The organism is Streptomyces echinatus, from assembly GCF_014203595.1.
GTDB classification, from domain to species: Bacteria; Actinomycetota; Actinomycetes; order Streptomycetales; family Streptomycetaceae; genus Streptomyces; species Streptomyces echinatus.
This window is the reverse complement of record NZ_JACHJK010000013.1, coordinates 1-21,518: the sequence shown is the minus strand read 5'-3', so window position 1 is coordinate 21,518 and position 21,518 is coordinate 1. Positions and strand designations below refer to the sequence as shown.

Below are 21,518 nucleotides of genomic sequence, written 5' to 3'. Positions count from 1 at the left end.
ATAAAGTACCTGCCATCTGGTTTCTTTTCCCCGGCGTGCTCTCGTGCGGCGGGGATCGGGTATTCGCGTCAGCAAGGGGGGTGCCCTGGCGCGGACGAGAGGACGAACTCATGGCACAGCAGTTGCGCGCGATCCGGACCCGCGGCGCGATCCTGCACGCGGCGGCGGAGGTCTTCGCGCAGCACGGCTACCACGGTGCCAGCATCGCGCAGATCCTCGAGAAGGCTCAGGTCACCAGGGGCGCCCTGTACTTCCACTTCGCGTCCAAGGAGCAGTTGGTGCAGGGCATCTTCGCCCAGCAGGTGACGGAACAGGGCTATCCGGTGCGCACCTACAAGCTCCAGGAACTGGTCGACGAGGCGATGGCGCTGGCCTGTCGCCTGCCCCAGGAGATCATGCTGCGGGCCGGCGCCAAACTGGCCATGGAGCCACAGCTCCAGGAACTGGCGGACGGTGGTCCGTGGGAGGCGTGGGCGCAGCGGTTCGCCTCGATGGTGGACGCCGCCAAGAGGCACGGCGAGGTCTACCCGCACGTGGCCCCCGGCGACCTGGGCCGGTTCCTGGTCAGCTCCTGGATCGGCGCCCAGGTCGTGTCGGAGGTGACATCCGACTGGACGGACCTGGAGGGGCGCATCTCGTCCCTCTTCGCCTACACGCTGCCCAGCGTCGCACTGCCCGCGATCTTCGCCCAGCTGGAATTCGGCCCGGACCGCGGGACCCGGGTGCTGGCCGAGATGCGGGCCGATCAGGAGGAGCCGAGGCTGGTGGCCGAACGGACGCGCTGAACGGGCCGTTCGGACGGAGGGGGCGCGCGGTCCGCACCGGCTCGCCGTCCGCTCCGGCCTGCCCGCCTCGCCGGCGGCGGGCGGCCCTCGCCCGGATCGAGGGGCGATGCGCACCGGAGCCCCTGGCGTCAGGTGCCCGTCGGTGCGAGCGTGCCGGGATCTGTTCACCGACTTCTTCCGCACCGCCGGCGCCACCCCCGGCTACGCCCGTCAGCTGCTGCGCTCCCGGGAGCTGTACCGCCACCTGAAGAGCGCCGGGCTCACCGGGGTGCGCCAGCGGACCGTCCTCATCGAGCACCACGCGCCCCTGCCGGACGCCGCCCGGGAGTTCTGCGCGATGGCCTGCGCGCAGCTCGCCCGTCAGGCCCTCGACCTGGGCCTGAGCGCCGAGGGGCAGCGCTTCGCCGACCCCGCCGGCCCCCGCCACCCGCTCGACGACGCCGACGCCTGCATCAGCGAGGGCAACGTCCTCGCCGTCGGCACGGTGTGACGCGGTACGCCGAGCGCCGGCCCCGCCCCGCCGGGACGCTCCCGGCGGGGCCCGGGTCTCCGTCGCGACCGGCCGCGTGGAACTTGCCGTAGTTTTCAGCAAGTTCTTGCTGCGGCGGGAGGCTGCTGATTGACTCGGCTGATCGCGACGGCCCGAGAGGAAACCGATGACCTCCGACACCGACGTCCTGGTCCTGGGCGGGGCGGGCGTGGACACCGTCGTCCACGTCCCCGAACTGCCGCTCGCCTTCGCCGACAGCTACATGATCCGGCCGGGCATCACCGCCCGCGCCGGACAGAGCGGCGACTTCGTCGCCCTCGGCCTCACCGCCCTGGGATTGCGCACCCACCACCTCGACATGATCGGTGACGACACCGAGGGCGACCTGGTCCGCGCCCTCCACCGCGACCACGGCATCCCCCTCACCGCGATCCCGCAGCCCGCGGGCACCAAGCGCGCGGTCAACCTCGTCGGCCCCGACGGGCGGCGGCTGTCCCTCTACGACGACACCCGCTCGACCGCGTCGGACCGGCTGCCCGAGGCGACGGTGCGCGAGCTCGCCGCCGCGAGCCGCCACGCCCACGTCGTCATCACCCCTCCCTGCGCGCAGGCGCTGCCCCTGCTCCGCGAGGCCGGTCTCACCCTCTCCACCGACCTGCACGACTGGGACGGCGCCGACCCGTACCACGAGCCGTTCGCCCTGGAGGCGGACCTCGTCTTCCTGTCCGCCACCGCCCTGGCCGACCCGGAGCGCACCCTGCGCGACATCGCCGCCCGCGGCCGGGCCCGGATCGTCGTGGCCACCGCCGGTGCGCAGGGCGCCCATCTGCTGGCGGACGGCGAGCTGATCCACGTACCGCCCGCGGAGCCCCCGGCCCCGGTGGTGGACTCCAACGGCGCGGGCGACGCCTTCGCCTCCGGCTTCCTGTTCGGCTGGCTGAACGGCGAGGACCCGCGGCGCTGCGCCCGGTACGGAGCGATCGCCGGAGCCCACGCCTGCACCGTCCCCTCCACCCGCACCGACGTCATCACCCGGACCGAACTCCTCGCCCGCGCGGCGCGACCGGAGTCCCCGGCCGCCACGCCGGCCGCGGTGGAAGAGGGCGACCGAGCCCTGATCCCCGGCCTGGACTGACCGGTCCCGCAGCGGCCGGTCCCGCAGCGGCCGGCCCTGCCGCGGCCGGCCTCCGCCGGCGCCCGGCGCACGCACGCCGGCCTCGGAGGACTTCCAGGGCCACGGGGCGCCCGGAAAACACCGGGCGCCCCGGCGTCACGGCTTCCTCGCCCCCGGCCTCGCCCTCGTCGTCGGATGCCGGCGCAGCGACGGTTCCTGGGCCAGCACCGCCCCGATGGTCACCGCGAAGGTGATCGCGGCGGACACCACGATCAGCCACGACAGCAGGACGAGGACCAGGCCGAGGGAGCCGTACTCCGCGAGGGACCGGTTGAGCGCCCCCGGCATGTACAGCCGTGCGGTCAGGCTGAGCGCGGTCAGGGCGGCCGAGGTCAGCAGCGCGCCCGGCAGGAGAGGCAGCCAGCCGACGCGGCCGGCCAGCAACAGGTGCTGCGTCCACAGCCAGACCCCGATGCCCACCAGGAAGACGAGCGGGGTACCGAGCCAGAGCCCGACGCCGAAACCCTCGCGGACCGGGCCCTGCACCAGGACGACCACCACCAGCGCGAGCAGCCAGACCACCCAGCGCCAGGCGGCGATCCGGGCGCCGGCCTTCGGCAGCCGCCAGGCGCGCTCGCAGACCCGGCTCATGGCACGGCTGAAACTGGTCGCGGAGATCAGGACGATCGCCAGACCGATGATCCCGGTCGTGTCCTTGAGGCTGCCGTCGGCGGACGGCGTGAGGACCTGCTGCACCTGCTGCTCGGCCGGCCCCGTCAGGCCGAACAGGGAGCGCAACGAGTCGGAGAGCTGGTCGCGGACGCCGCGCGGAGCGAACGCGGCGATGGCGAACAACAGGGGGACGCAGGCCAGGAACGCCTGAGCCGCCAGTCGGGTGGCCGCGTCCAGGAGGTTCGCGGAGAGCAGGCGGGCCGCCAGCTCGGCGAGCACCGGGAATCGCCGTTCGGCGCCGGCACGCAGACCCTTCAGCCGCGCGGTCCAGGCCATACCGCCTCCCGACCGGTGCGCTGCCCCGCCGGCGGACAGCCCTCGTCGTACGACAGTCAAAGCGGTCCACCGCGGAGGAGGCGAGCCGGGCTGGACCGATCGGGCGCCCGGACGCCGCCGCGACGCGGGACGCGCTCCGCGACCGTCCGCCGGGCCGCCCCCCCCGGCACGCGGCGGAGGACCGGCACGCGGCGGAGGACCCCTCGTACGCCCGGCATGTGCCGCATCCGTCCGTGACGTGGGCGAGCCGAACGGCCCACTCCCGCTCGCGCGTCCGCCCCGTCGCGGTTGGGCTTGCGGGAGGGGGACCGATCGACTGGGAGGTCACGGGTGGCGGACGGCGGCGCACACGCGGACGAGCCTGCGGAACAGGCCTCGATGCGGGAACTGCGGGCACGGGTCGCGGCCCTCGAGAGCCAACGGACCCGGCCGCCCCGGCACCGCGTCAAGTCCTCCCTCGCCGCGGTGCTCATCGTCCTCGGCTGTCTCCTCGCCCCGCTCTCCGTCGTCGCCGCGTGGGCCGCCGACCAGCTGGACGACACCGACCGCTACGTGGCCACGGTCGCCCCGCTCGCCTCGAACCCCGATGTGCAGAACGCCGTCGCGAACCGGGCCACGGACGCGCTGATGAGCCGCATCGACCTGCCCGCCCTGCTCGCGGACGTGGCCCCGCAGGACCGGCCCCGCCTGCAGAAGGCGCTGGGCGGCCGGCTCGGTGACGCGATCGAAGGGGCCGTCCGCAGCTTCGTCCACGACCAGGCGCAAAGGATCGTCGCGTCGGACGCCTTCAAGACCGTCTGGACCGACGCCAACCGCGACATCCACCGCTCCCTCGACAAGGCCCTCACCGGAAGCGGCGGCGGCGCGGTGCAACTCAAGAACGACGCCGTCACGCTCGATCTGGCTCCCGTGCTGGGCCGGCTCAAGCAGCGGCTCGTCGACGCGGGGATCGGCGCCGCCGGGCACATCCCCGAGGTGCACACCGACCTGACCCTCGTGCGGTCCGACCAGATCGGCAAGATCAAGACGTACGTCCGGCTCCTGCAGCTCGCCGGGAACTGGCTGCCGGTGCTGGCCGTCGTCCTGGTGGCCGCGGGTGTGCTGCTCTCGGTCCGGCGTCGCCGGGCCCTGGTCGCGGGCTGCCTCGGTGTCGCCGTCACCACCGGGCTCCTCGGTATCGGACTGCGGATCTTCCGCGTGCTCTACCTCGACCGCCTGCCCGCCGACGTCTCCCCGGGGGCCGCCGGTGCCGTCTACGACGCGCTGACCCACTTCCTGCAGACCACCGTGCGCATGGTCGTGGCCCTCGCCGTGATCATCGCCCTGGCCGCCTGGCTGAGCGGTCCGGGCAGATACGCCGGGCTCGTGCGACGGCTGTGGACCTCGGGCATCGGCGCGGTGCGCGCCACCGCCGACCGGGCCGGGCTGCGCACCGGCCCGGTCGGCCCCTTCGTGCGCCGGTACCGCACCTGGATCACCTGGATCCTGGTCGTCGCCGCGTTGCTGGTCTACCTGCTGTGGTCGTACCCCACCGGCTGGGTGGTGGTCGGCATCGCCCTGTGCCTGCTGTTCCTGCTGGCCGTCGTCGAGTTCCTGGCGGCGGAACCGTCCGCGGTGGAGGAGGGCGTCCGGGCACCCGCCTGACGGCCCTCACCCTCGTCCGGCCGCTCGCGGCGCACGAGCGGGAGCCTCCCGGCAGCCGGCGCCCCACCACCGCGACGAACCCCTGCGGCACCTGACGGTGCCCGACGTTCTCCGCGTTCGGCGTGCGTGGTCCATGAGCTGGTACGAGGTCGCGGTGCTGTCCAGCAGACTGATCAGACGCTGGTAAGTGTCGTGGCCGGGCATGACGTCTCTTCCTCTTGCTTGCCGATGCGGTGCGTGCGCTCGATTGCCTGTCCCCAGTACGTTCCGACCACCATGAGAGCGGCGCCGAGCGCGGTGACCGCGGTGAACCGTTCGCCACCCAGGCCGATGCCGAACGCGACGGCCCAGACCGGCTCGGTGCCCAGCAGCAGGCTGGCCCGGCTCGCAGAGCTGCGTTGCACCGCCCAGGTCTGGGCGAGGAAGGCGAACACACTGCACAGCAGCGCCAGATGGAGGAGCTGGGTCCAGACTGCGGCATCGGTACGGCCCAGCGCCGGCAGGCCGCTGACGGCGGCGGGCACGGAGAAGAGAGCGGTGCCGACGACCGTCTGGATCGCCGTGGCATGCAGGGGTCGCACCTTCCGGCTGCGGGTGAGCCGGCCCACGAGCGTGACGTGGGCCGCGCGGACCACCGCGGCGGCGAGCATGAGCACGTCGCCCGTCCGGGGGGAGTGGAAGCCGCTGCCGGAGACGAGCAGCCCGACGGCCAGCAGACACAAGCCGGTGGCGGCGAAGAAGCGCGGCGGTGGCCCGGACCTGCCGGCCGTGCGGTCCATGAGCGGGGTGAGCACGATGGTCAGGCTGATGATCAGGCCGGCGTTGGCCGCGCTGGTGTGCGCGACGCCGTAGGTCTCCAGCACCAGCACAGCCGCCTGCGTGATCCCGAGCACCGTTCCGACACGGACTTCGTCGCGTGTGTACCGCCTGTTCCGGCGGCGGGCGGCGACGAGAGCGAGGCAGGCGATCGCCGAGAGCAGGTAGCGCGCGAACAGCACGACCAGGACGGGGAGCGCGGACGTGGCCGTCTTCGCGGCGAGGTAGCTGGAGCCCCAGACGACGGCGACCAGGAGAAGCACTGCGTCAGTGCGGCGGACTTGAAGCACGACCCCCACGCTGCACCGCGTGAACCTTTAAGCCAAGAGCGGGCTTCTTCACATACGATTCAGTTTCACTACACTGAAGCGTGAACGAACGCCAACTGCGCATCCTGCGGGAACTGGGTGAGCTGGGAAGCGTCACCGCCGTGGCCGAGGCACTGCTGATGACGCCCTCGGCGGTCTCGCAGCAGCTGCGACTGCTGCAACGTTCGATCCCCGTCCCCCTCACCGAGCGTGAGGGACGGCGGCTGGTGCTGACGGATGCGGGGCAGGCCCTGGCCGCAGCGGCGATCGAGGTGGCGACGGCACTGGCCAGGGCACGGCATGTCATCGACGACTTCATCGACCAGCCGGACGCGGAGGTGGGGGTGGCGGCCTTCCACAGCGCGGCATCGGCCTTCTTCCCGCTTCTCATCCGCTGGCGGGCCGCCACCCCTGGCTGCCCTCGTCTCTCGCTCGCGGACGAGGATGTCGCGCGGGACGTATTCCCCCGATTGACCAGGGACTATGACCTCGTGCTCGCGCACCACCTCGACCATGAGCCCCCATGGCCCGACACGGTGTCCTCGATCACTCTGTTGCGCGAACCACTGGACATCGCCATGCCGGCCGACCACCCGCTGGCCGCCAAGCAGCACGTCACTCCCCATGATGTCGCGGACCAGCCCTGGATCACCGTGCACGACGGCTTCCCGCTCATGTCCACCGTCGACGCCATCGCGGCCGCCGCCAACCGGCGGCTCGACATCGTGCATCGCATCAACGAATTCGCTGTGGTCGCCGAGACGGTCGCGGCCGGAGGCGGCCTGGCCTTGATGCCACGCTGGACGACACGTCCGCATCCCGCGGTGGTCCTCAGGCCACTCAGGGGCGTGCATGCCCGGCGCCACATCGATGTGCTGCATCGTCCCGAACGCATGGCACGACGAGCCGTACGCATGACCTTCGGCGAACTGCGCCGCGCGGCCGTGACGATCAAGAACCGAGACACCGTTGAGGTCTGAAACGGGTGAGCCTCGTCGGGCGCACTCGCCGTCAGACCGTGCTGTTGTCCGAAGGAACCAGGAGGCGTTTCCGGTCGGTGCGGCCGTCGGCTGGGTCAGGAAGTGAGGCTGCTCAGCGCGGCTTCGGCCAGTTCAGGCCACTGAGCGGCGTACGTGTGAGGGACGGCGACCCAGTCCTTGAAGGGGCGGTGATTGCCGGACGGGTCGAAGAGTTCAGCCCCCTGGAGGGCGAGGGCTTCGGCGTGGGCGGGGGTGCCGTCCCCGAGTTTGAAGGCGAGGCGGTCGTCCTTGAGGCAGGCGAAGGCCTTGCCATGGGCCTTGAGGGCGCGCTTGCCGAACATGGCGCCGGAGATGGCGCCGCGGTGGGCGAGGTCGGCCGCGATGTCGTCGAAGAGTTCATCGGGGGTCATGAGTGGGGTCCTTTTTCGGGTGGGGTCAGCTGATCGCGTCGGCGGAGAAAGTAACCGCGTTCGGCCTGATCGCCGACCACAGGCCGGTGCGGGTTCGTGTCCGGCGACTGCTTCGGTGGTATGCGGCTGAGATGGCGCAGGAAACCGGCGGGCGGCGGGCAGCAGGTGGAGTCGGCCGCCGGCTGTCCATTGTCGAGAATACGCAGGCCGACGTCGGGCCCAGAACACCGCCTGCTCCGTCACGACGTCCCGCGACTCGACCGGCGTGGTCGTGACGGTCACCGCGGGTTCGGAAAGGCGCGGTCGATCCCGGCGCGACCCTCCAGGTCTGCCTGGACAACGGCCCTCGATGACGGGCGGGCGGTGCCGCTGGTGGCGGTTCTGGCGGCACCGCCACGGGGTACGCGCTCGGGTCGTACCCGTCCTGCCCACTACGCACTCTCTGCGAGTCGAACAGGGCCGTGGCAGGACAGCCTTCACGCGGGCCAGTACGAGCACCGCGCTCCGGTGTGCACCGTGAGCCGCAGGTGCTCGCCGATCACGGCGTCGGCTGTCGCAATCCGGTCCAGTGCCCGGCGGATGGCCTTGCTCACGGCGATCCGGGAGCGCTCCTCGCCTTCGGGGAAGCGGCGGGCGCGTCCGCTGAGGCCCGTGGCACCCGCCAGTTGACTCACCAGCCAGTCGTGTTCACCTTGGACGGCGGCGGCGCGTTCGTGGTCGCCGGCCGCCTTCGACTCGTCCAGTTCGGCGCGCAGCCGGGCCAGGCGCCTGCGATACTCCTGCGTCGCCACGCGGTCCAGGACGGGCTGTTCGGACAGGGGTGAATGCTCGGTGGCCTTGGTCAGCGCGGTCAGCCCCGTCACGAGGTCGACGGCTCGTATCTCCTGGCGCGGGTTGGCGATCAGCACTGCCAGATGGAGCATCCCCACGCTGTGCTCCACCACGGCGCTGCAGGGCCAGGTTCTGCCTCACCGCGGCCCGCAGGTGGTCCACGGCCCGATCGACGTCTCCCGTGGTCAACGAAGCAACGACCAAAGCGTGTTGAGCCGAGCCGAAGCAGGCGACGGCGAGGCTGCCCGCCATGGGCAGGTGTTGATACGGGCTCAACAGCTCGTAGAGCCGTGCCGCCGTAGCGGCGTCGTCGAGGAGATAGGCCGCCTCCGCGACGCCGTGCATGGTCGTCCACGGCGCCCAGCGTCGGGGAGTTGACGAGATCACCGAGTAGCGGCCCAAGCTCGACCACCCGTCCCTGATACCAGCGGATCGTCACCAGATGTGAGGCTTGCCATACCGAGGCGTTGACATCCCCGGCGACCTGCCCTCGCTCGGTACAGACCTCGGCCAGGGCCTCGGCCTGTTCGAGGCGGCCCGCTCGGACGGCGAGCATCACCTCGATCGCACTGACGACGAAGCCCACCGCGAGATGGTTCTGCTCGGCCAGCAGGCAGCGTAGTTCGGCCAGGCAGCGTTCTGCGTGCGGGTCACCGGCGAGGAACATGTCGACGCCTCGGCACCAGCAAGGGCCCTCCCGCGGCGCCGGCGGCAGGTCCCGAAAGGCGGGCGAGGCCCGCAAGCTCGCCGAGGCTCGCAGGACCGCCCTCGTGCATCGCAACGGCTGAGAGCCGTTGCCCTGGCAGCCTGGCCACGGGATCGACAACCCTCGGCCCGATCCGAAGCCGTCCTGTGTGCCTCACCTACGAAGTCAACGCCTTTGGCCGCGAGAGGGAGGCCCGCCGAAACGGAGCAGGATGATGTTGCCGGCGTCTCGCACTGCGCCCGGCATGACAAGCTGTGCTTGCCCACCCCCCCCGAACCCAGGAGGTCACCATGACCGCAGAGCCCGTATCTACGGAAGGTTCGGAGCCGGCTGCCCCCGAGACGTCCCCTCTGGAGCCGGACAGCGACGGCAACTACGACCTCAAGCGCAAGTTCCGCGAAGCCCTGGCGCGCAAGCGCGGTGTGCAGGCGGATGCCGCTGATATGGCCGCCAAGTCCGATGCGTCAAAGGTGCGTTCGGCGCACGGCCCGGCTGCGAGCCAGCGGTCGTTCAGGCGCAAGAGCGGCGGCTGAGTCGATGAGTCCCGCGATCTAACCGCTTCACCGGCACTCGCGCTATCCAGTCGCGCGTACCGTGCAGTGGCCCGCGACGTGCGCATGCCCGTGCGCGCGTCGCGGGCGGGGCATAGCCGGGGGACTCGTCTGGGGGAATGGCCCAGATGCGGTTGGCTCGGGTCGGTGGCGCCGCCGAACTGGAATTCCGGGATGAGGGCACTGCCTTGTCCGAGGGTACGCGGCCGGTGTTGCGCACCTTGCGTGCCCCTGTACCGCTGTCAAACGACTGCGGCTGTCGTCAGTTCCTCGCCGTCCGGGCCTGAGGCTCGTACGGCGGGCCCCCAGCACCGTCTCTCCCATGAAGGCATGGCTGAAGACCAGCTGCACCACCTGCCGCAGGACGCGTTCCCGCTGGTGAAGGTCGTCGAGGGTCGGCTACTGATCCATCAGCTGGGCTTTCTTCGTGATCACGGCGTTGCCGCGCCAGGATGCTGCTGCCTCCACCGAGCTGATCGACGCTCTGGTCCTCGATGGTCTCCGTATGGCCGCTCCCGCGCGTGTGCCGGAACGTGACGCTTACCGGCGCCCGCTGGGCGTGCCCCCAATACTTCCCGAAACGCTACGCCCGGCTGGGTCCAATATCTGTGCCCGCGAGCTGAGATTTCAACGGGACAGGCAGACAGATTCTCTATCGCATTAAGTGGGGGTGGGATTCTTCACCGTACACAGGCCGCTGCGGCGTGCTACTGTCGATGTCAGTTGCAGTTGTGGTTCCCAAACTTCAAGTGCCCTCCGGGCGGCGCCTGCGCCACTGGAAGCACTTTTGTTATCCGGTCTTTTTCCGGGCGGGGTGATCATCGCGGCGACACGGGGTCCGCGCAGTGCGGATCCCGATGGACTGCCCCAAAGGAGAAATGACATGGCTGCTGGTACCGTGAAGTGGTTCAACGCGGAAAAGGGCTTCGGCTTCATCGAGCAGGACGGTGGCGGCGCTGATGTATTCGCCCACTACTCGAACATTGCCGCCCAGGGCTTCCGCGAGCTGCTGGAGGGCCAGAAGGTGACCTTCGACATCGCGCAGGGCCAGAAGGGCCCGACGGCCGAGAACATCGTTCTCGCCTGACGCCGACTGTCGCGTAGTCGTAGCTGGGGCCCGCGTCCTTCGGGGTGCGGGCCCCAGCTACTCGCATTTTCCCGCAGTGGTTTCGCCTGCGGACGACAACCAGGAAACCCGTAGGCTCGCCGCATACGGGGCATCCTTCAGGGGTGCACGCATCCCTTCATGGCTTCATCGTGGCGGACGCCCGAACGTTGCGTCCGCTTCGCGCCACTCATTCCAGCTCCTGTGTCGCACGGATTTTTCGTCCGTCAGATTCGCTTTCGTATTCCATCGGTCCATTCTTGCAATTCTCTGTGCTGCTGATCGCTGCGGGAATTCCTTGATATGTGCCGCATCGAGGAAGGTTCCGCATGAACCGCACACGCACGAACGACCGCTTCACCCGCACCCGTAACGGCAGTACCGACTCCGGCAGGGGTGGCAGCCGATTCGGTTCGTCGGCCAGGAGCCGCTCCGGCGGGCCGGGCCGTTCCGGTGGTTACGGCCGCCGGCCCGCCGCGGTCCAGGGGGAGTTCGCGCTGCCCAGGACGATCACTCCCGCGCTCCCCGCCGCGGAGGGCTTCGCCGATCTCGACATGCCCCGGGCGCTGCTGGGCGCGCTCAGCTCGCAAGGCGTGACCGTACCCTTCCCGATCCAGGCCGCGACCCTGCCGAATTCCCTCGCCGGCCGCGACGTACTGGGCCGTGGCCGCACCGGCTCCGGCAAGACCCTCGCATTCGGGCTGGCGTTGCTGGCCCGTACGGCCGGGCAGCGCGCCGAGGCCAGGCAGCCGCTGGGGCTGGTCCTCGTACCCACGCGTGAGCTGGCGCAGCAGGTCACCGACGCGCTCGCCCCGTACGCCCGCTCCGTGAGGCTGCGGCTGGCCACGGTGGTGGGCGGAATGCCGATCGGCCGGCAGGCGAGCGCGCTGCGCGGTGGCGCCGAGGTCGTCGTCGCCACACCGGGACGCCTCAAAGACCTCATCGACCGCGGCGACTGCCGGCTGGACCAGGTTTCCGTCACTGTCCTCGACGAGGCCGACCAGATGGCCGACATGGGCTTCATGCCGCAGGTCACCGCCCTTCTCGACCAGGTCCGCCCCGAAGGCCAGCGCATGCTGTTCTCCGCCACTCTCGACCGCAACGTCGACCTGCTCGTGCGCCGCTACCTCAGTGACCCCGTCGTGCACTCCGTCGACCCCTCGGCCGGCGCGGTCACCACGATGGAGCACCACGTGCTCCACGTTCACGGCGCCGACAAGCACACGGCAACCACCCAGATCGCCGCACGCGACGGCCGCGTGATCATGTTCCTCGACACCAAGCACGCCGTCGACGGCCTCACCGAGCACCTCCTGAACAGCGGGGTACGGGCCGCCGCCCTGCACGGCGGGAAGTCACAGCCACAGCGCACCCGCACGTTGGCACAGTTCAAGACCGGACACGTCAACGTGCTGGTAGCGACCAACGTCGCGGCGCGCGGCATCCACGTCGACAGCCTCGACCTCGTCGTCAATGTCGATCCGCCGACCGACCCCAAGGACTACCTCCACCGCGGCGGCCGTACCGCCCGCGCGGGAGAGTCCGGCAGCGTCGTCACCCTCGTCACCCCGAACCAGCGCCGCAGCATGACCCGCCTCATGGCAGCGGCCGGCATCGTCCCGCAGACCACCCAGGTCCGCGCCGGCGAAGAGGCCCTGCACCGCATCACCGGCGCCCAGGCCCCCTCCGGCATCCCGGTCGTCATCACCGCACCGGTGGTCGAACGCCCCAAGAAGCGTGGCGCCACCTCACGCGGCCGACGCCGCCCCGCCTCGGCGGCCCGCCGCGCGGCCGTACGGCAGTCCACCGCCGGTGCGGCGGCATAGAACCTTGGTGATCAGGAAGCCGGCCCAACTTCGCAGGAGGCACCCTTTGACGCTGGACCAGACGCAGTTCCGCTCAACACGTGCCAACGCCGTGCAGACGGCGGCCGATCCCGCGGACGCGGCCGGACCGCAGGTCTGGGAGGACATGACCGTGGAGGTGGCACTGTCCGTGATGGCCGCCGCCCGTACAGGTCATCTGGTCGTCTGCGACGAGGACGGCTCGCACACCGGCCTGGTCACCCGGGCCGGGCTCATGGCCGTTCGTGATGGTTCCGCGTACACGGACCGGATCCGCCTGCGTGACATCGCCGACGGCATCGGGCCCTTCGCCTCGCCGCCGGCCACGAGGGCCGAAGCCGAGCGTGCGATGCGCTGCCGGCGGCTCGGGGCCGCGCCCGTGGTCGAGGGACACGGCAGCGCTCTGGGCGTCGTCGCCCTCTCTCGCTGAACCGCCCTCACCCCCACCCGGCCCTCGTCTTCTCTTCTTCCTGGAGGCATCATGCGCTGTGTCATCGCCCGCTTCCCGTTCGACCTGACCAAGAGCGGCGTGGTGGAATCGATGAAGGGCGTCACACCCGAGCTGGTCACCGGAGAGTTCGTCATCATCGGACGACGCCACTACCCCGCCAAGCAGGTCGGCCAGGTCATCACCCGCCAGGACCGCCGCGATTTCAGCACCGGCGAAGTCCTCAGGGCCATGACCCAACTCGGCTTCACCTGCCGCCCCCGCCCTACCGCCGCGTCTGCGCCCCTGGCCGACCCGTACGAGCCGGCTTCCGCAACGCCCGGCACTCCACCTGTCCGCCTGACTTACGGACAGGTGTGAGCCGAACAGAGCAGTGAGGCCCCACCGGCGTGGGCGAATCCCAGGGGTCGTAGCAACACCCGCGGTGAGTTGATCAAGCTGCGAGCAGATTGTGCACGCGCTCGGCCGGAGTCTCCCGGTCGAGCGTTTTGCCGTGGCAGATCTGCTCAGAGCTCCACCGCCTGGTCACGTGGTCCGGGGGACGTCCCGCAGCGCGGAGTCCGCCGATCTTGCCAGGCTTGGGGCGCGGTCTGCGGGCGTCCGTGCGGCGCCGGGCGACGTGGGGACGGTAGTACCGGCCGCTGTTGGGCATAAGCGTGCGGTGGGTGGAGGAACTGCGGCCAGGCTCGGCCGCGGTGGCCCGGACAGACGCCTTCTCCCGGAGCCGGTCAGCGATGTGGATGCGGTCGGCCTGGGTGAGGTAGCGCGACGGGCCGACGGGTTCCTCAGGGCGAGCCGGGGGTTGGGGGTGCTTGCCAGGGCAGCCCCGTGTCCACGATGGGCGGGGCTGCCTTGTATCTCCCGGATGCCTGCCGCACGCAGAGCCAACGCTTGCCGGTGCGGCGGTCGATGCCGACGATCCGGCAGGCTTCCGTGTTCCCTGTTGCAAGCTCCACGAGCCGAAGGTATTCCTCCCGCTCACGGTCCGACTTCCTGGGCCCCTGAGGCCGCCGGTCCTTCCGGATCTCGAAGTCCCTCGCACCCCTTGAACTGGGGTGTTGCGACGACCACTGGAACGGAAGCGCGCCGGTGGGGCCCCACTGTGTGCCGTGGGTCAGTGGTCGGAGTAGCTGAAGTCGCCCACGGTCCAGGCACCGACGTCCTCGATCGCGACGCGGTACATCCCGCCTGTCTCCGGGATCCCCACCGTACCCTGCAGGATCCGGGCGACGTGGAAATGCAGATGCGTGGGCGGTCCGTCCCTCCTCGCGGGGGTGTCGAAGACGGCGGAGAACTCGCCCAGGTCGGCGGAGTCCGTCAGCACCTCAGACACCCTCTGCCTCCACATGGCTTCCGGAGCCAGCCGACCGGTGATGACAGCACCACTGGTGACCACGGTCAGGGACATCTGATTGCTCTGCCCGGACTCCACAAGGGCGGCTGTCGCAACTAGTAGCTCGTCAGGTTTCGGCATGGGATCGGATTCTATGCACCGGCCCGCCCGGGCGGCTTGGACGGTGGCACAACCGAGCGGGACGGGCGGATACGGCTCCCCTTCGAGGCGCCCTGTGCCCCGCCCGCCAACCCACCCGAGCCACCGTGCTCGCCGTAGGGGGCACGGGAAGCTCCGCTGGCGGCTCTGGGTCTCATCCGTGCGTCGGACCTGCGCTGCGGACGGCCCGCAGTATTCGCAGATCGGCCCAGCGGGAGACCTCATCGTCGAGCCGCAGCAAATCTATGCTCGCTGGAGTAGACATTCGATGTCTTCATGATTATGGTTTCTCTCGTAGCCAAGATCGAGCAAGGCCCGGCAGACACGAACTGCCGGGCAGCAGTCCACGTATGACGGTGCGGTGGTGGAGTTTCGAAGCCAGGTTGTCGTACGACGGCGACGGGACTGACGACCGGACCGGGTGGCCTGAAGTGACGAGGGGCCGCCGTGAGCAGGACCGCAGTAGACGCGGTTGCAGTACCAGCAGTATGCAGTCCCTGTTTGCAAGTGATTGGTTCCGAGGGAAGAACGGAGGAGTCGAGCACCATCAGGATCGCCCGGGCGGGAGAACACGAGCCCGGGTACCGCAGGACATCGATAGGTAGGTGGTCTCCGGTCACGCATCCGCGATCCCCGCACCCCCGTCGGAGTTTCAGACGGCTGGGCGGAAACAGAAGGCCGACGCAGCACTAGGGTCGGCAGATGGTGTTGTATTTCCTTCGGGGCCTTGGCGCCAAATGGCGCCAAGGCCCCTCCACGCGTTCCACAGAGAGGTGAGATGACAGCAGACGAGTCGCTAAGCCGTCTTGACGACGACGACTACCCCGCCTTCACGATGGGCCGGGCTGCCGAGTTGCTCGGTACCACTCCAGGCTTTCTCCGCGCCATCGGCGAAGCGCGACTGATCACACCGCTGCGCTCCGAGGGCGGACACCGCCGCTACTCCCGCTACCAACTGCGCATCGCGGCCCGCGCGCGTGAGCTCGTCGACCAGGGCACCCCGATCGAGGCCGCATGCCGGATCATCATCCTCGAAGACCAGCTCGAAGAAGCCCAGCGCATCAACGCCGAATACCGGCGCACCGGCGGATCGTCCAGTCCATCGGCCGCAGCCTGAGGTGAGCGGGCCCGCCGGTATCGGCGGGCTGTCACACCCGCGCGTGGCCAGGCTGCGGCGCGCAGAGATGATCCTCGTGTCCGAACGGCTCCACCGTCAGTAGACGGCGAGGGAGATGGCGATGTAGTGCGCGGTGAAGGCCGCCACGGTCAAGGCGTGGAACACCTCGTGGAAGCCGAACCAGCGGGGCGAGGGGTCGGGGCGTTGGACGGCGTAGACCACCGCGCCCGCGCTGTAGAGGAGACCGCCGGTCACAGTCAGGGTGACCACGGCCGCACCGCCGGTGTGCAGGAAGTCAGGCAGGTAACGCACCGGTGCCCACCCCAGGGCCAGGTAGCAGGGGGTGTACAGCCAGCGGGGAGCGTTGACCCACAGCACGCGGAAGGCGATACCGGTCAGCGCGCCCGTCCATACGATCCACAGCAGCAGGGTTCGCCGGTCAGGAGGGAGGAGGAGCACGGCCAGAGGGGTGCAGGTCCCGGCGATGATCAGGAAGATGTTGGCGTGGTCGAGGCGACGCAGGACGGCCTCGCCCATCGGCCCCCAGGTGCCCAGGTGGTAGACGGCGCTCGTCCCGAACAGCAGGCAGGCGGTGACGGAGTACACGGTGCAGGCCAGGGCCGCCTGCTGGGTCCGGGCCAGGCAGACGAGGACGATGCCGGCGCTCACCGAGGCAGGGACCATCGCGGCATGAAGCCAGCCACGCAGCTTCGGCTTGACCGGCTCGACCAGGTCGGCCGCCCACTCGACCAGGTCGGCAACCGGGTGAAACTCCTCCCCGGTATTGCCATGATGTGATCCGCCGGGGAGACCGGCTACGGCGTCCCCAGAAACAATTTCCCGTCCTGTCTCGTTCTTCTGGGCATCATCGGCAACCATCCGATCATGCTAAGGGCCTGCCCGTGACAGCGTCCGTCGAGGTCGGTCTCGCCACCAACTGGGCCTGCGGAAGCCGTGTAAGCCGGCTGGCCATGGGAAGGACCAAGGTTCCCGAGCGCGTATCTCCGCCCGCCTACGCCCAAGGACCGCCGATGCTTCCCGAGTTCCCCTCCCGCGCATCCGCCCCCCTCGCTGATCAGCTGGAACGGAGATTGGGGCTGCCCTCACAGTTCGAAGCCGGCCGTTTTGACCTGGAGCGCGTCGCCGGCATAGCGGTCCTCGCGGCGGCCCACTCCGATGGCTACGCGGCCACCGCGCATCTCCTCGGACTGCTGGCTGCGCTCCCCGCCCCCACCGACGCGGGAGAACGCTTCTGGTCGAACCTGTGGAGATCCTCGGGCACCGCCTACCTGCTGCCGACCAATATCAAGGACTTGGTGCTGCGTTCGCTGGCCGGAGAGGGAACCGGTCTGGCCGGACAGATCCTCTCGGCCGTAGACGAGATGACGCCTCCCCAGCGCGTTGCGGCCGCAGAGGTGATCGGCCAGGCGCTCGCCGAGTCCGACCACCTCCCTGATCTCAAGACACAGGTCATCGGCGAACTTTGGCTCCGGGACCTGGAACTCACCGCCTGGCGCGTCCTTCACGCGGACCACAAGTCGCCCGATGCGGCCGGACGTGACGCCTTCATCGAAGCATGGACGCGTGTCTGACCCCGTCCGAGCCGGCACACACAAGCATCCGAATGATTCGGGACGTTCGAGCATTGACCTGTGATCGAACGAATCCGGGCACGACTCGGACGGTGGTGGTGGGAGGTGTCGGTCAGTTGGTCGTTGACGTGAGGACGGGTTCGTAATGGCACGGCTGCGACCCGTGGGCGCACGGGCTCGCCGTACCGTCCTGGTTCCTGGGCCCGACGGTGACACCGTGTTGACCTGCGCACAGGGGGCCGGTGACGCCGCCTACGATCCGTACCTGCGGGGCAGCGGCTTGACAGCCGCCCTCGCGGAGCCGTCTCGATACCGCCGGTACCTCGGTCTCGCCGTAGCCGAGTTCGTCAAGGCGATGGACTTCGCCCGCACTATCAAGAAGGCCATCCCCCACCAGCGCGTGATCTTCACCGGCCATGAGATGAAGCGTCTGGGACGCGGCGCTGCCGAACTGCTGACCATTGCCGAGGACCTGCCCACGAGATCCAGCTCGAACTCCTCATCGGCCCCCTCAAGGGCGTGTACGACCCCTCGCGGCACGGCGCCGCGCTGTTCGCTTTCTTCGTCGGCATGGCGGAGTCCGAGCGGGAGTACATCCGGGAGAAGTCCCTCGAAGGACAGGCGTCCGCCCGCGAGCGCGGCCGTCAAGGCGGACGCCCGAAGGTCGTCGACGACGACATGGCCACCTACGCCCGTAGCCTGCGCGCCAACGGGGTGCCCGTCCCGCAGATCGCGAGCAAGCTCGTCATCACCTCGGGCAAGAACAAGGGCGAAACCCCTCGGTCACCACCGTCTACCGCATCCTCGTCGAAGACGATGACACATGAACCCTGGTCGGTGACCACCAAGCCGCCTGTCAGAATCGGGCCGGTGACCACTGCCGACGCCGCCCGCAGCACCCTGCTCCGCAGGGGCTTCGCCCTGGAGTACGCCACGCTCGCCTGGAACGTCGTCGGGATCGTGGTGCTCGCCCTCGCGGCGATCTCCGCCAGGTCCGTGGCGCTGGCCGGGTTCGGCCTGGACTCCCTGATCGAAATCGGTGCCTCAACCGTGGTGATCTGGGAACTGTCCGGGACCGGCGAGGCCCGCCAGCGCCGCGCGCTGAAGCTGATCGGTATCGGCTTCGCGCTCCTCGCCGTCTATCTGGTGGTGCAATCCACCTGGGTGCTGGCCGCCGACTACCGCCCCCGCCACTCACCGCTGGGAATCGGATGGACGGCCATCACCGTGGCCGTGATGTTCGCCCTCGCTGCGGGCAAAGCCCGCACCGGCACCGCGCTGGACAACCCGGTCCTCAAGGCCGAGGGCCGGGTGACACTCATCGACGGGCTGCTGGCCGCCACAGTCCTGCTCGGCCTGGTCCTCAACGCCGCCTTCGGCTTCTGGTGGGCCGACCCCGCCGCGGGGTACGTGCTCGTCTACTACGCCATCCGCGAGGTACGGGAGATCTTCGCCGCCCAGCACTGACCAACCTCCCCCTCACATACAAAGGGCCTCCTTAGCGTTCAATCCAGCAGCGTGACCGGCGGGACCCCAAGGTGGCGCCCCGGTCAGGACGGCCGGGTCATTCCGTTCAGGCGGACGACGACCATGGCGATGTCGTCGCCTGCCCCGCCGGTGAGGTGGAGGCGGGCGAGGAGGGCGTCGGCGAGGTGTTCCGGGCCGAAGTCGGTGCAGGTGGCGCGGGTGGAGATCAGGCGGATCAGGCCGGTGTCGATGTCCTCATCGCGGCGTTCGATCAAGCCGTCGGTGTAGAGGATGAGGGTGTCGCCGGGGCGGTACGTCGCGTCGGATGCTGGCCTGGCACCCGGACACGGCTCGTCGCACGGACGGCGATCGGGCACCCCAACACCGCTTCGAGGTCTTCGCGCGTCACCCCGCCCGGCCGCAGGATGCTCGGGATCTCCCCGGTGGCGTCGACGATGGTCGACTCCACCCCGACCTCACAGGGGCCGCCGTCCAGCACGAAGTCGACCGCCTCGCCGAGCTCAGCACGGACATGGTCCGCCGTAGTGGGGCTAACCGAGCCGAAGCGGTTGGCGGACGGCGCCGTGACACCGCCGCCGAAGGCCGACAGAAACGCGAGCGCGACGGGGTGATCAGGCACACGCACGGCCACCGTCTCCAAGCCACCCGTCGCTTCCAGGGGCACCGGTTGCCCACGCCCCAGGATCAGGGTGAGGGGCCCCGGCCAGAAGTGGCCAGCCAGGAGGCGGGCCGCCTGGGGCACGTCCTGGACCCAGTCGTCCAGCTGTTTCGCGCCGGCGGTGTGGACGATCAGCGGGTGGGAAGGCGGACGTCGCTTGACTTGGAAGATGCGCGAGACGGCGGCGGGGTCCTCGGCATTGGTCCCCTGGCCCGTTTGGCGCGTACCTCGGCGGCCCGGGGGCGGCGGAGGCCTCAATGATCAATCTCAGCGCCAACGGCTGTACAGATGTAACGGCCGGTCTCCATGGCGGTCATGCGCTGTCACCCCACCCTGGATCGGTTTTGTGCCTCGAGGCTCAGCATGTGGTCGCCGAGCCGGGAAGCAACCCGGGACAGCACTCTTCCGAGTGTATCTCCGGAAGAACTCCAGGCGCTGACCATGGAGAAAATTTGTCGTGACGACAGTAGACATTCGCCCGTTGCAGGGTTACTGTCTTTGTCGTACCCAGGAAGATCGAAGTGGGCACGGCAGACACGAACTGCCGTGCCGGCAGGTTAAGCAGGACACGGCCCAAGTGGGTCGTGAGCGGTACCCGCGGTATCCAGCAGTACCACCGAGTAACCGAAGGTAAGGAGCGAGACGCCATCAGGATCGCCCGGGCGAGGAAGCAGTCCGCCCGGGTACCGCAGGCCCCGGATTGGAAGGTGGTCCCCGGTCACGCATCCGCGATCCCCGCAGTCCCGCCCTCCCAGGCGGACCCTGCGGACGTACAAGGCCGGCGTAGTTCGCCGGTAGATGGTGTTGAAAGCTCGGGGCCCGGGTGCCAGTACGGCGCCCGGGCCCCCCGACGCGTCCCCCGGAAGAAGAGGTCTATGCCCCCTGGCAGTTTCCGCGCCGTCACCCCTCTCGATGACGACGACTTCCCCGCCTACACCATGGGCCGGGCCGCCGACATGCTCGGCACCACCCCCGCCTTCCTGCGCGCCCTCGGCGAACACCGCCTGATCACACCTTTGCGCTCCGAAGGCGGCCACCGCCGCTACTCCCGCTACCAGCTGCGCATCGCTGCCCGTGCCCGCGAACTCGTCGACCAGGGCACCCCCATCGAAGCTGCCTGCCGCATCATCGTCCTCGAAGACCAACTCGAAGAAGCGCAGCGCATCAACGAGCAAATGCGCACACAAGGCCCCGAGCCGCAGTCGAAGACCTCAGCCTGACCGGACGCCGGCACGAAGACACGGACGACGCTCCCGGCCCGCCACCGACTGGACCCCACCATCGGCCCCTGAAACGAGCGCCCCTGACTCCCGCAGGGCAAGGACCCCGGCGATCACCACGCTGGGGTCCGTCTCTGTCCGAGACGGTTCCACCAGTCCCGGGCCGGAGCCCTGCCAGCACGCCGGTTGCCCATCGGCGGCCTGCCAGGCCCAGTGAGGCACACGCCTGGCGTGTCGACGTCCGTGCCGTCCCGCGCGCCTGGCACGATGGTTCTCATGCAGCCGCTGCCGGCTCCCTACCCCGCCGACCTCATTCCCGGCGCGACGGGCATGGCGCCTTCAAAGCGTCGTACCGGCAGGCCAAGTAGCAGGACGCCGTCTTCGTCGCCATCGAGTCTCTGGGCGAGCACTGGACGGTGAAGGCCGACACGATCACCGCCCCGCAGCACGCCGTCGCCGACTCGGTCGACGCCATCCGCGCCGCGGTCATCCAGATGATCCGCGCCGGCGAGATCCGCTCGGACTCCTCCGCGGGGCCGGTCTACTTCGTACTGCACGACGTGGCAGACGAGAGCCGGGCCCGCGAACTCGCAGCCGCCCTGCATGCCGCCCCGTACGGAAACCTGGCTCCGCTCGCCCGCGCGATGCCTACCGCATCCTGACCAGCCGCCTTCAGGACTCCAACATCATCTCGTGGCGGCTTCTGAGCTCACCTTGGCTGGACCCCGCCTTGACCCCTCCCTGTCCGGCCGCCGGCGTCATCAGATCGTCCCCGGACACCGTTGTGGTGCCCAGCCCCTGTCGGGAGGAGGTAATGATCACCCTGTCCCGCTCTCCGGGTACCGTCAGGGTATGAGTCATCCGCACCCCGAGCTGAAAGCCGCGCCGCCCCTTCCCGAAGGAGGGCTGCG

General features: G+C 69.8%; 23 protein-coding genes and 3 pseudogenes. 16 read left to right on the top strand and 10 right to left on the bottom strand.

Annotated elements, in window-relative coordinates:
* Nucleotides 1–110: 110 nt before the first annotated feature.
* The 3 genes from FHS34_RS30450 to FHS34_RS30440 all read left to right on the top strand — a co-directional run bounded on the left by FHS34_RS30450 (nucleotide 111) and on the right by FHS34_RS30440 (nucleotide 2,410).
* On the top strand, nucleotides 111–785 hold the full coding sequence (locus FHS34_RS30450) for a ScbR family autoregulator-binding transcription factor (protein WP_184971347.1): 675 nt from the start codon (nucleotides 111–113) through the stop codon (nucleotides 783–785).
* 142 nt (nucleotides 786–927) lie between these two features.
* Nucleotides 928–1,275 carry a hypothetical protein gene (locus FHS34_RS30445; protein WP_184971345.1) on the top strand — a complete coding sequence of 116 codons (348 nt, stop codon included), beginning with the start codon at nucleotides 928–930 and terminating at the stop codon, nucleotides 1,273–1,275.
* Between the two features lie 166 nt (nucleotides 1,276–1,441).
* Nucleotides 1,442–2,410, top strand: coding sequence for an adenosine kinase (locus FHS34_RS30440; protein ID WP_184971343.1), 969 nt, complete (start codon nucleotides 1,442–1,444; stop codon nucleotides 2,408–2,410).
* 135 nt (nucleotides 2,411–2,545) lie between these two features.
* Here the strand turns inward: FHS34_RS30440 and FHS34_RS30435 are convergent, their stop codons facing one another.
* Nucleotides 2,546–3,397 carry a YhjD/YihY/BrkB family envelope integrity protein gene (locus tag FHS34_RS30435; protein WP_184971341.1) on the bottom strand — a complete coding sequence of 284 codons (852 nt, stop codon included), beginning with the start codon at nucleotides 3,395–3,397 and terminating at the stop codon, nucleotides 2,546–2,548.
* A gap of 330 nt (nucleotides 3,398–3,727) precedes the next feature.
* Between FHS34_RS30435 and FHS34_RS30430 the strand changes: the two genes are divergently transcribed.
* The gene (locus FHS34_RS30430; protein ID WP_184971338.1) at nucleotides 3,728–5,041 is read left to right on the top strand and encodes a hypothetical protein; all 1,314 of its coding nucleotides are present in this window, start codon (nucleotides 3,728–3,730) and stop codon (nucleotides 5,039–5,041) included.
* A gap of 173 nt (nucleotides 5,042–5,214) precedes the next feature.
* Here the strand turns inward: FHS34_RS30430 and FHS34_RS30425 are convergent, their stop codons facing one another.
* Complete coding sequence (locus FHS34_RS30425; protein ID WP_184971336.1) at nucleotides 5,215–6,147, bottom strand: DMT family transporter; 933 nt, start codon at nucleotides 6,145–6,147, stop codon at nucleotides 5,215–5,217.
* 80 nt (nucleotides 6,148–6,227) lie between these two features.
* Between FHS34_RS30425 and FHS34_RS30420 the strand changes: the two genes are divergently transcribed.
* Entirely contained in the window at nucleotides 6,228–7,145 is a 918-nt protein-coding gene (locus tag FHS34_RS30420; RefSeq protein ID WP_184971334.1) for a LysR family transcriptional regulator, read from the top strand.
* 95 nt (nucleotides 7,146–7,240) lie between these two features.
* Here FHS34_RS30420 and FHS34_RS30415 read toward each other — a convergent pair whose 3' ends face one another.
* Together FHS34_RS30415 and FHS34_RS30410 are read right to left on the bottom strand one after the other, a co-directional pair.
* The gene (locus FHS34_RS30415; protein ID WP_184971332.1) at nucleotides 7,241–7,555 is read right to left on the bottom strand and encodes a hypothetical protein; all 315 of its coding nucleotides are present in this window, start codon (nucleotides 7,553–7,555) and stop codon (nucleotides 7,241–7,243) included.
* 476 nt (nucleotides 7,556–8,031) lie between these two features.
* Nucleotides 8,032–8,478 carry a hypothetical protein gene (locus FHS34_RS30410; RefSeq protein ID WP_184971330.1) on the bottom strand — a complete coding sequence of 149 codons (447 nt, stop codon included), beginning with the start codon at nucleotides 8,476–8,478 and terminating at the stop codon, nucleotides 8,032–8,034.
* 359 nt (nucleotides 8,479–8,837) lie between these two features.
* On the opposite strand from FHS34_RS30410, the gene FHS34_RS30405 reads away from it, so the two are divergent.
* From FHS34_RS30405 to FHS34_RS30380, 6 genes are all read left to right on the top strand, one after another.
* Nucleotides 8,838–9,008: a Sec-independent protein translocase subunit TatA/TatB gene (locus tag FHS34_RS30405; RefSeq protein ID WP_184971329.1), complete on the top strand. Its 171-nt coding sequence runs from the start codon at nucleotides 8,838–8,840 to the stop codon at nucleotides 9,006–9,008.
* A gap of 374 nt (nucleotides 9,009–9,382) precedes the next feature.
* Nucleotides 9,383–9,625 carry a DUF5302 domain-containing protein gene (locus tag FHS34_RS30400; protein ID WP_161250346.1) on the top strand — a complete coding sequence of 81 codons (243 nt, stop codon included), beginning with the start codon at nucleotides 9,383–9,385 and terminating at the stop codon, nucleotides 9,623–9,625.
* A gap of 901 nt (nucleotides 9,626–10,526) precedes the next feature.
* Entirely contained in the window at nucleotides 10,527–10,730 is a 204-nt protein-coding gene (locus FHS34_RS30395) for a cold-shock protein (protein WP_014145516.1), read from the top strand.
* Between the two features lie 347 nt (nucleotides 10,731–11,077).
* Entirely contained in the window at nucleotides 11,078–12,574 is a 1,497-nt protein-coding gene (locus FHS34_RS30390; protein WP_184971327.1) for a DEAD/DEAH box helicase, read from the top strand.
* A gap of 46 nt (nucleotides 12,575–12,620) precedes the next feature.
* Entirely contained in the window at nucleotides 12,621–13,022 is a 402-nt protein-coding gene (locus FHS34_RS30385; RefSeq protein ID WP_184971325.1) for a CBS domain-containing protein, read from the top strand.
* A gap of 51 nt (nucleotides 13,023–13,073) precedes the next feature.
* The gene (locus tag FHS34_RS30380; RefSeq protein ID WP_184971323.1) at nucleotides 13,074–13,400 is read left to right on the top strand and encodes an SCO5918 family protein; all 327 of its coding nucleotides are present in this window, start codon (nucleotides 13,074–13,076) and stop codon (nucleotides 13,398–13,400) included.
* A 133-nt stretch (nucleotides 13,401–13,533) separates the two neighbouring features.
* On the opposite strand, the pseudogene FHS34_RS44380 reads toward FHS34_RS30380, so the two are convergent.
* Nucleotides 13,534–14,065 (bottom strand): annotated as a pseudogene (locus FHS34_RS44380) (IS30 family transposase); the annotation flags it as partial.
* A gap of 89 nt (nucleotides 14,066–14,154) precedes the next feature.
* Nucleotides 14,155–14,514 carry a hypothetical protein gene (locus tag FHS34_RS30375; protein WP_184971321.1) on the bottom strand — a complete coding sequence of 120 codons (360 nt, stop codon included), beginning with the start codon at nucleotides 14,512–14,514 and terminating at the stop codon, nucleotides 14,155–14,157.
* 796 nt (nucleotides 14,515–15,310) lie between these two features.
* Here FHS34_RS30375 and FHS34_RS30370 point away from each other — a divergent pair.
* On the top strand, nucleotides 15,311–15,649 hold the full coding sequence (locus tag FHS34_RS30370; protein WP_184971319.1) for a MerR family transcriptional regulator: 339 nt from the start codon (nucleotides 15,311–15,313) through the stop codon (nucleotides 15,647–15,649).
* 96 nt (nucleotides 15,650–15,745) lie between these two features.
* Here the strand turns inward: FHS34_RS30370 and trhA are convergent, their stop codons facing one another.
* On the bottom strand, nucleotides 15,746–16,528 hold the full coding sequence (trhA, locus tag FHS34_RS30365; protein WP_184971317.1) for a PAQR family membrane homeostasis protein TrhA: 783 nt from the start codon (nucleotides 16,526–16,528) through the stop codon (nucleotides 15,746–15,748).
* A 152-nt stretch (nucleotides 16,529–16,680) separates the two neighbouring features.
* Between trhA and FHS34_RS30360 the strand changes: the two genes are divergently transcribed.
* Nucleotides 16,681–17,241, top strand: coding sequence for a hypothetical protein (locus tag FHS34_RS30360; RefSeq protein WP_184971315.1), 561 nt, complete (start codon nucleotides 16,681–16,683; stop codon nucleotides 17,239–17,241).
* Nucleotides 17,242–17,760: 519 nt separating this feature from the next.
* The gene (locus tag FHS34_RS30355; RefSeq protein WP_225817691.1) at nucleotides 17,761–18,708 is read left to right on the top strand and encodes a cation efflux transmembrane domain-containing protein; all 948 of its coding nucleotides are present in this window, start codon (nucleotides 17,761–17,763) and stop codon (nucleotides 18,706–18,708) included.
* 83 nt (nucleotides 18,709–18,791) lie between these two features.
* Here FHS34_RS30355 and FHS34_RS30350 read toward each other — a convergent pair whose 3' ends face one another.
* Together FHS34_RS30350 and FHS34_RS30345 are read right to left on the bottom strand one after the other, a co-directional pair.
* Nucleotides 18,792–18,983 (bottom strand): hypothetical protein, encoded by a 192-nt coding sequence (locus tag FHS34_RS30350; protein ID WP_308288324.1) that lies wholly within the window; start codon nucleotides 18,981–18,983, stop codon nucleotides 18,792–18,794.
* Nucleotides 18,984–19,027: 44 nt separating this feature from the next.
* Nucleotides 19,028–19,645: pseudogene (locus FHS34_RS30345) on the bottom strand (L-threonylcarbamoyladenylate synthase); the annotation flags it as partial.
* 617 nt (nucleotides 19,646–20,262) lie between these two features.
* On the opposite strand from FHS34_RS30345, the gene FHS34_RS30340 reads away from it, so the two are divergent.
* Both FHS34_RS30340 and FHS34_RS42795 read left to right on the top strand, forming a co-directional pair.
* The gene (locus FHS34_RS30340; RefSeq protein ID WP_184971311.1) at nucleotides 20,263–20,607 is read left to right on the top strand and encodes a MerR family transcriptional regulator; all 345 of its coding nucleotides are present in this window, start codon (nucleotides 20,263–20,265) and stop codon (nucleotides 20,605–20,607) included.
* Nucleotides 20,608–21,023: 416 nt separating this feature from the next.
* Complete coding sequence (locus FHS34_RS42795; RefSeq protein WP_225817692.1) at nucleotides 21,024–21,269, top strand: hypothetical protein; 246 nt, start codon at nucleotides 21,024–21,026, stop codon at nucleotides 21,267–21,269.
* Nucleotides 21,270–21,279: 10 nt separating this feature from the next.
* Here the strand turns inward: FHS34_RS42795 and FHS34_RS42020 are convergent.
* Nucleotides 21,280–21,518, bottom strand: a pseudogene (locus FHS34_RS42020) (hypothetical protein); the annotation flags it as partial.